Below are 6,103 nucleotides of genomic sequence, written 5' to 3'. Positions count from 1 at the left end.
GTGCGCGCGAACGTCGTCATCGCGTCCGCCTTCGACTCGGTCGTCATCGCGATGACGACCGAGTCGAAGGCGGACGCGATGACGACGTTCGCGCGCACCAGGCGCCAGCCCTCTCTCGAGCGGATCTCGGCCGAGACCGTGGCCGCCGTCGTGGACAGCAGGAGCGCGAGGGTCGCGTCGTCACTGAAGTGCGGCGCCTCCTCGAAGGCGAAGCGCACCTGCGACCGCCGGGGCGACCGCGACTCGAAGCGCAGGCAGGCCTGTGCGACCGAGAGGACCATCAGCACCCACGAGCTCGCGACGGCGAGCAGGGCGGCGGCGAGGGAGAGGGGCTCGCTGCGGGACTCCGTCCTCTGCGCGATCGCCACCGTGACCACGATCGCCGGCACCGCCGCCGACAGCGTCGTGCTGGTCGCCCCGGTCGCCCCCAGCATCCGCGAGAGGAGGCGCCGCTCGCCGCGCGCCTCCTCCTCGGCGGTGCTCCGCAGCGCCTGCTCGTCGAGGCGCGAGAAGGAGACGGCGCTCCGGAGCGCCTGCTCGTCGAGGCGCGAGGAGGAGGCGGCGCTCCAGCCCACGGAGAGGGCGGTGCAGAGCGGCCGGCCGAGCAGATGGACCGGAACGAGGGTCGCCGTCGCATCGACGGCCCGTCGCCAGGAGCGAGTGTCCCCCTCGCCAGGACGAGCAGCACCACCACGATCGTGACCAGGAGGCTCACGCTCACCCGGAACAGATCGGAGCGGGATCGTCTGCGCGCGGTCATCGCCGCCCTCCCCGTCAGGGGCCCGGAGCGCGCCCCGAACAAAATCCACGCCGTTCCGTCCTGCCGCGTCCCGTGCGTTACCAGGCCATTCGTTGCAACCAACAACAAATCCCCCGCGCACCCGGCAGAATGGATCCATGACCTCACGGAGCAACTGGGCGGGCACCTACGAGTACCGCGCCGCCGCCATCATCGAGCCGGAGTCCGTCGAGGAGGTGCAGCGCCTCGTCCGCGAGAACGAGCGCGTCCGCGCCCTCGGCAGCCGCCACTCCTTCAACTCCCTGCCCGACACCCCCGGCGCACTGCTGCACCTGGGGCGCCTGGCCTCCGACCCCGTGATCGACGCCGAGGCGAGCACCGTCACCGTCGGCGGCGCCACCCGCTACGGCGTCGTCGCCGCGCACCTGCACAGCAACGGCTACGCCCTGCACAACATGGGCTCGCTCCCGCACATCTCGGTCGCCGGCGCCATCGCGACCGGCACCCACGGCTCGGGCGACCGCAACGCGAACCTCTCCTCCGCCGTCTCTGCCCTCGAGCTCGTCACCGCCGACGGCTCGCTGCGCACGATCCGCCGCGGGGAGCCGGGCTTCGAGGGCGTCGTCGTCGGCCTCGGCGCCTTCGGCATCGTCACCCGCGTGACCCTCGACATCCAGCCGACCTTCGACGTCCGCCAGGACGCGTTCGTCGACCTGCCCTGGGAGCGCGTGCTCGACGACTTCGACGCGATCACCTCCTCCGCCTACAGCGTCAGCCTCATGACCCACTGGTCCTCGCCGACCGTGGAGCAGCTGTGGCTGAAGACCAAGGTGGCGGCGGGATCCGTCGCCGACGTCGACGCGACGCACCTGGGCGCGGTCGCCGCCTCCGCGAGCCTCTTCGCCGTCTCGGAGGGTGTCGACTCCAACCTGAACCCGTTCGGCGGCTCCGTCGGACCGTGGTCCGAGCGCCTGCCGCACTTCCGCCTCGACCGCGAGCCGAGCGCGGGCGACGAGATCCAGAGCGAGTACATGGTGCCGCGCGCGAACGTGCGCGAGGCGATCGTGGCGTTGCGCGCGATCGGCGAGCGGATCGACGACGTCCTGCTCATCACGGAGCTGCGGACCATGGCGGGCGACGACCAGTGGCTCTCCCCCGCCGGAGGCCGCGACAGCGTCGGCGTGCACTTCACCTTCAAGAAGGACCGCGCCGGCGTCGACGCCGTGCTCCCCGCCGTCGAGGGCGCGCTGCTGCCGCTCGGGGCCCGGCCGCACTGGGGCAAGCACTTCCTCGCCGGAGCCGACGAGATCGCGCCGCTCTACCCGCACCTCGAGGAGTGGCGCACCCTCCGCTCCGAGTGGGACCCCTCGGGCCGCTTCGCGAGCGACTTCCTCCGCGACCGCCTGCTCGGCTGAGCGGCACCCGCCCCGCGGGACCAGGCAGGTTCCGCGGGACGGGGCTCACCGGACGCAGCACAGGACGGGGCTCACAGGACGCAGCTCGCGGGACGCGGCCCACAGGACGCAGCTCGCGGGACGCGGCTCTCGGAACGCCGCTCAGAACAGGCGGGCCGCGTCGGCGGGCTCGACGAGGTCGCGCACCAGCGCCGGGATCCGCTTCCGGAACGGGAAGAACCCCCGCGACGCCGACGGCCACGCCGCACCGTCCCAGCGGCGGCGCACGGTGACGAGGGCGACCCCCTCGTCGGCGAGAGCCGAGCGGAGCGCCTCCACCCGCTCGCCGACGGGCCCGACCGGAGCGTACGGAACGACCACGGTGTCGATCCGCTCGGACACCGCCCAGTCGACGACCGTCGCGGCACGCGCGTCCGCCAGCACCCTCGCCGGCCGACCGCTGGAGTCGGAAGTGCGCTCGGCGGCGTCGGCGAGCGCCGCGGCGGTGAAGGCGGCGACCGCGTCGGAGACTCCGGACGGCGAGCGCCCGCCCGCGTCCCCGGCGACGGCGCACGCGACGAGGCGCTCGGCCAGACCCGGCTGCTCGGCGAGCAGGCTCTCCGCCTCGAGGTCCTCCTCGTGCAGCAGGAGGCCGGGGCGGGCGCCGACGGTCCCCACGACGTCGTCCTGCTCGAGCGGTGCCCGCGGCGGGAAGGGCTCCTCCGTCAGCGCGGGGGCTGTGGTGGCGAGGCCGCTCGGCGAGAAGCGCCCCTCCGTGTAGCGGGCGATGTTGGACGCGGAGGCGAGGTAGGTCTTGCCCGGAGTCTGCAGGCCGGCGACCCATCGCCACGACAGGGTGTTGGACGCGGCGTCGCCGTCGAGCAGGTGCCGGTAGAAGAAGTCGGCGCCGAGCTGCCAGGGCAGTCCGAGGGTGAAGATCCAGATGCTCGCGAACCACATGCGGGTGTGGTTGTGGAGGTACCCGGTCTCGACGAGCTCGCTCACCCACGCGTCCATCGCGTCGATGCCGCTGTGTCCGCCGATCGCGTCGAGGTACCCGGGCGGAGGATCGCCCGCGGAGGAGTCCGCCACCTCGCGGCGGTAGCGGCGCCAGACGTCCGGGTTCTGCTCGAGCCAGCCCTTCCAGTAGGTGCGCCAGAACACCTCCTGGACGAACTTCTCCGCGGCGGTCAGCCGGTGGCGCGCGAGGACCGCGGCGACGACCTCCCGCTCGGTGACGAGGCGGTGGCGGAGGTAGGGCGAGAGTCCGGAGACGTTGTCCCGGGACGGTCCGAGGTCGTGGTTGCGGTCGCGGGCGTAGGCGGAGCCCGCGCGGGCGACGAAGTCGTCGAGCGCCTCGAGACCGGCGGCTCTGGTCGGGATGAACATCGCCCCATCATCGGCGTCGGCCCGGTGAGAACACCGGCAGCGGCCTCCCGAGTGCGCTCCGGGGACGGAGGCGCCCGCCGAGCGCTCGTCAACGGGGTGACCGGCGCCTCCGACCCGACGTAGCGTCGGAGGACGAGAGGGAGGCCGCCATGCCCCGCGAGGAACAGATCCCGTCCACCATCGAGCGCTCCGACGAGCACGCGCAGAAGCTCTGGTCGGCCGCGCACGACTCGGCCGTCGACAGCTACGGCGACGGCGAGCGCGCCCGCCGCACCGCCTTCGCCGCACTGAAGCACGAGTACGAGAAGGTCGGCGACCACTGGGAGCGCAAGGCCGAGAGCGGCCCCTCCGACTCCCGCGCCGAGGGCCACGGCCGCTCCCCCGGGGGCGAGACGGCGGGCGGAGTGGACGCGAACGCGACCAAGGCGCACCTGATGGACCTCGCCAAACGCCTGGACGTCTCCGGCCGCTCGCGCATGACGAAGGCGGAGCTCGTCGAGGCCCTGCAGAAGGAGAGCACCCGCCGGACGCGCGATGCGCGGTGAGGGCGCCGGCGGGGCCGGGGACAGCCGCCCCGCCGAGCCCCGCCCCGCTCAGTCCAGCGCGTCCCTGATGGCCGCCACGCCCAGCTCCAGCTCGGCGAAGGTGGTCGACAGCGGCGAGAGGCCGATCCGGATGCCGTCGGGTCGGCGGAAGTCCGGCACGACCCCCTCCGCCTGTAGCCGCGGGACCAGGCCGGCGAACGACTCGTGCGCGATCGTCACGTGCGAGCCGCGTCGGGCGGGGTCGAGCGGAGTCGCCACCCGCACCCCGCGCGGCACCAGCCACGCGTCGGCCAGCTCCAGCGCGTACGCCGTCATCGCCTCCGATTTCGCGCGCACCGCGGGCATGCCGACCGAGGCGATCAGCGCCATCATGTCCTGCATCGCGAGCATCCCCGTGATCGGCGGGGTGCCGCTGAGGAAGCGCCGCATCCCCTCGGCCGGACGGTAGCCGGGTCCCATCTCGAACATGTCGGCGACGCCCATCCAGCCCTGCACCGGCTGCGCGAGCGAGCCCTGGTGCCGGGAGGCGACGTACGCCCACGCGGGCGCCCCCGGGCCTCCGTTCAGGTACTTGTAGGAGCAGCCGACCGCGAGGTCCGCGCCCCACGCGTCGAGCTCGAGCGGCACCGAGCCGACGGAGTGGGAGGCGTCCCAGAGCACGAGCGCGCCGGCCTCGTGCGCCTGGGCGGTGATCGCCGCGGCGTCGGCGAGGAACCCCGAGCGGTACGCGACGTGGCTGAGCAGCACCAGCGCCGTCCGCTCGCCGAGCACCGGGGCGAGGTCGTCGGGGCCGACGCCGCTCCCGGGGTCGGAGTCGATCCAGCGGAGCGTGCTGCCGGTCTCGGCCGCGATGCCCTCCAGCACGTACCGGTCGGTGGGGAAGTTGTCGGTGTCCACGACGATCTCGTCGCGCCCCTGCTCCGCCTGGCGGGCGATCGCCGCGCGGGCGAGCTTGTAGAGCAGGACGGTCGTGGAGTCGGCGACGACCGTCTGCCCGGCCGCGGCTCCCAGCACCGCGGAGCCGAGGGCGTCGCCGACCTCGAGCGGCATGTCGAGCCAGCCCTCCTCCCAGCCGCGGATGAGGCGGCCGCCCCACTCCTCCTCCGCGAACCGCGCGAGCCGGGCGACGCTCGCGCGCAGCGGCCGGCCGAGCGAGTTGCCGTCGAGGTAGGAGCGGACCTCGGGGGTGCGGACGAACAGCTCGGGGCAGTGCGCGAGCGGGTCCTGGGCGTCGAGCGGATGCATGCCCTCACCCTAGGTCGCGGGCGCCGGGCGCGACGCGCGCCGCCGGGGCCCCGATGCGTGCCGCCGCGGTCCCTGACGGGTGCTGCCGGGGCCCCTGACGCTGCTCGGACGCCGCCCACTGTCCAGAAGTCGTCGCACTCGGCGTCGACTGCGACAACTCTTGAGCACTCGCAAGCGCTCACCCGGAGCCCCTCCCCCACTGTCCAGAAGTCGTCGCACTCGGCGTCGACTGCGACAACTCCTGAGCACTCGCGAGCCCTCACCCCGGAGCCTCCCCCACTGTCCAGAACTTGTCGCACTCGGCCTCGACTGCGACAACTCTTGAGCACTCGCGAGCCCTCACCCGGAGCCCCTCCCCCCACTGTCCAGAAGTCGTCGCACTCGGCGTCGACTGCGACAACTCCTGAGCACTCGCGGACCCGCGCACTCGAGCCGGTCGCCACTGCTCCGAAGTCGCCGTACTCGCGCTCCAGTACGGCCGCTTCCGCGTGGTCGCGAGCCGCCGGGCCTGTCCCAGCGGTCGTCGCCGAGTGCGCAGAAGTCGTCGCACTCGAGCTCGAGTGCGACAACTCCTGGACAGTCGTCGAAGCCAGAGGAGAACGGAGCGGGAGCCGGAGGAGGACGGAGCGCGAGCCGGCGAGCGCCCCCGCACCCGCGAGCACGGCCGCGCACCTGGGAAGTCAACGGGCGGACGTCGCGCCAGACGTAGTAGTCGCGGTACGGGCTGTCGCGAGAGGAGCGGGCGGCCTGGAACCAGGGGTGCTGGTCCGAGGTGTGGTTGACGACGAGGT

5 protein-coding genes and 1 pseudogene are annotated in these 6,103 nt (G+C 73.5%); 2 read left to right on the top strand and 4 right to left on the bottom strand.

Features of this window, described 5'->3' with window-relative positions:
• A partial coding sequence (locus tag C5D09_RS17655) for a DUF1345 domain-containing protein (protein WP_181135073.1) occupies positions 1-575 on the bottom strand: 575 nt, incomplete at its 3' end.
• Positions 576-897: 322 nt separating this feature from the next.
• On the opposite strand from C5D09_RS17655, the gene C5D09_RS16805 reads away from it, so the two are divergent.
• Positions 898-2,154, top strand: coding sequence for an FAD-binding protein (locus tag C5D09_RS16805; protein WP_104234610.1), 1,257 nt, complete (start codon positions 898-900; stop codon positions 2,152-2,154).
• A 141-nt stretch (positions 2,155-2,295) separates the two neighbouring features.
• Here the strand turns inward: C5D09_RS16805 and C5D09_RS16800 are convergent, their stop codons facing one another.
• Entirely contained in the window at positions 2,296-3,522 is a 1,227-nt protein-coding gene (locus C5D09_RS16800) for an FAD-binding domain-containing protein (RefSeq protein ID WP_104248350.1), read from the bottom strand.
• Between the two features lie 149 nt (positions 3,523-3,671).
• Here C5D09_RS16800 and C5D09_RS16795 point away from each other — a divergent pair, with 149 nt between their 5' ends.
• Positions 3,672-4,067 (top strand): ChaB family protein, encoded by a 396-nt coding sequence (locus C5D09_RS16795; RefSeq protein WP_104269820.1) that lies wholly within the window; start codon positions 3,672-3,674, stop codon positions 4,065-4,067.
• A 48-nt stretch (positions 4,068-4,115) separates the two neighbouring features.
• Here C5D09_RS16795 and C5D09_RS16790 read toward each other — a convergent pair whose 3' ends face one another.
• Both C5D09_RS16790 and C5D09_RS17295 read right to left on the bottom strand, forming a co-directional pair.
• A complete protein-coding gene (locus C5D09_RS16790) occupies positions 4,116-5,312 on the bottom strand; it encodes a kynureninase (RefSeq protein WP_104269819.1) in 1,197 nt (398 codons plus the stop codon).
• A gap of 693 nt (positions 5,313-6,005) precedes the next feature.
• Positions 6,006-6,103 (bottom strand): annotated as a pseudogene (locus C5D09_RS17295) (alpha-amylase family glycosyl hydrolase); the annotation flags it as partial.

The sequence above is a fragment of the Rathayibacter sp. AY1C9 genome (assembly GCF_002932315.1).
Lineage (GTDB): Bacteria > Actinomycetota > Actinomycetes > Actinomycetales > Microbacteriaceae > Rathayibacter.
Note: the sequence above shows the minus strand (reverse complement) of the source record. Positions and strands in the feature narration are given on the sequence as shown.

Excerpts from the sequence above, each read along its gene's own strand:
- C5D09_RS16805 (WP_104234610.1), top strand. The coding sequence starts at position 898 with ATGACCTCACGGAGCAACTGGGCGGGCACCTACGAGTACCGCGCCGCC.
- C5D09_RS16800 (WP_104248350.1), bottom strand. The coding sequence starts at position 3,522 with ATGTTCATCCCGACCAGAGCCGCCGGTCTCGAGGCGCTCGACGACTTC.
- C5D09_RS16795 (WP_104269820.1), top strand. The coding sequence starts at position 3,672 with ATGCCCCGCGAGGAACAGATCCCGTCCACCATCGAGCGCTCCGACGAG.
- C5D09_RS16790 (WP_104269819.1), bottom strand. The coding sequence starts at position 5,312 with ATGCATCCGCTCGACGCCCAGGACCCGCTCGCGCACTGCCCCGAGCTG.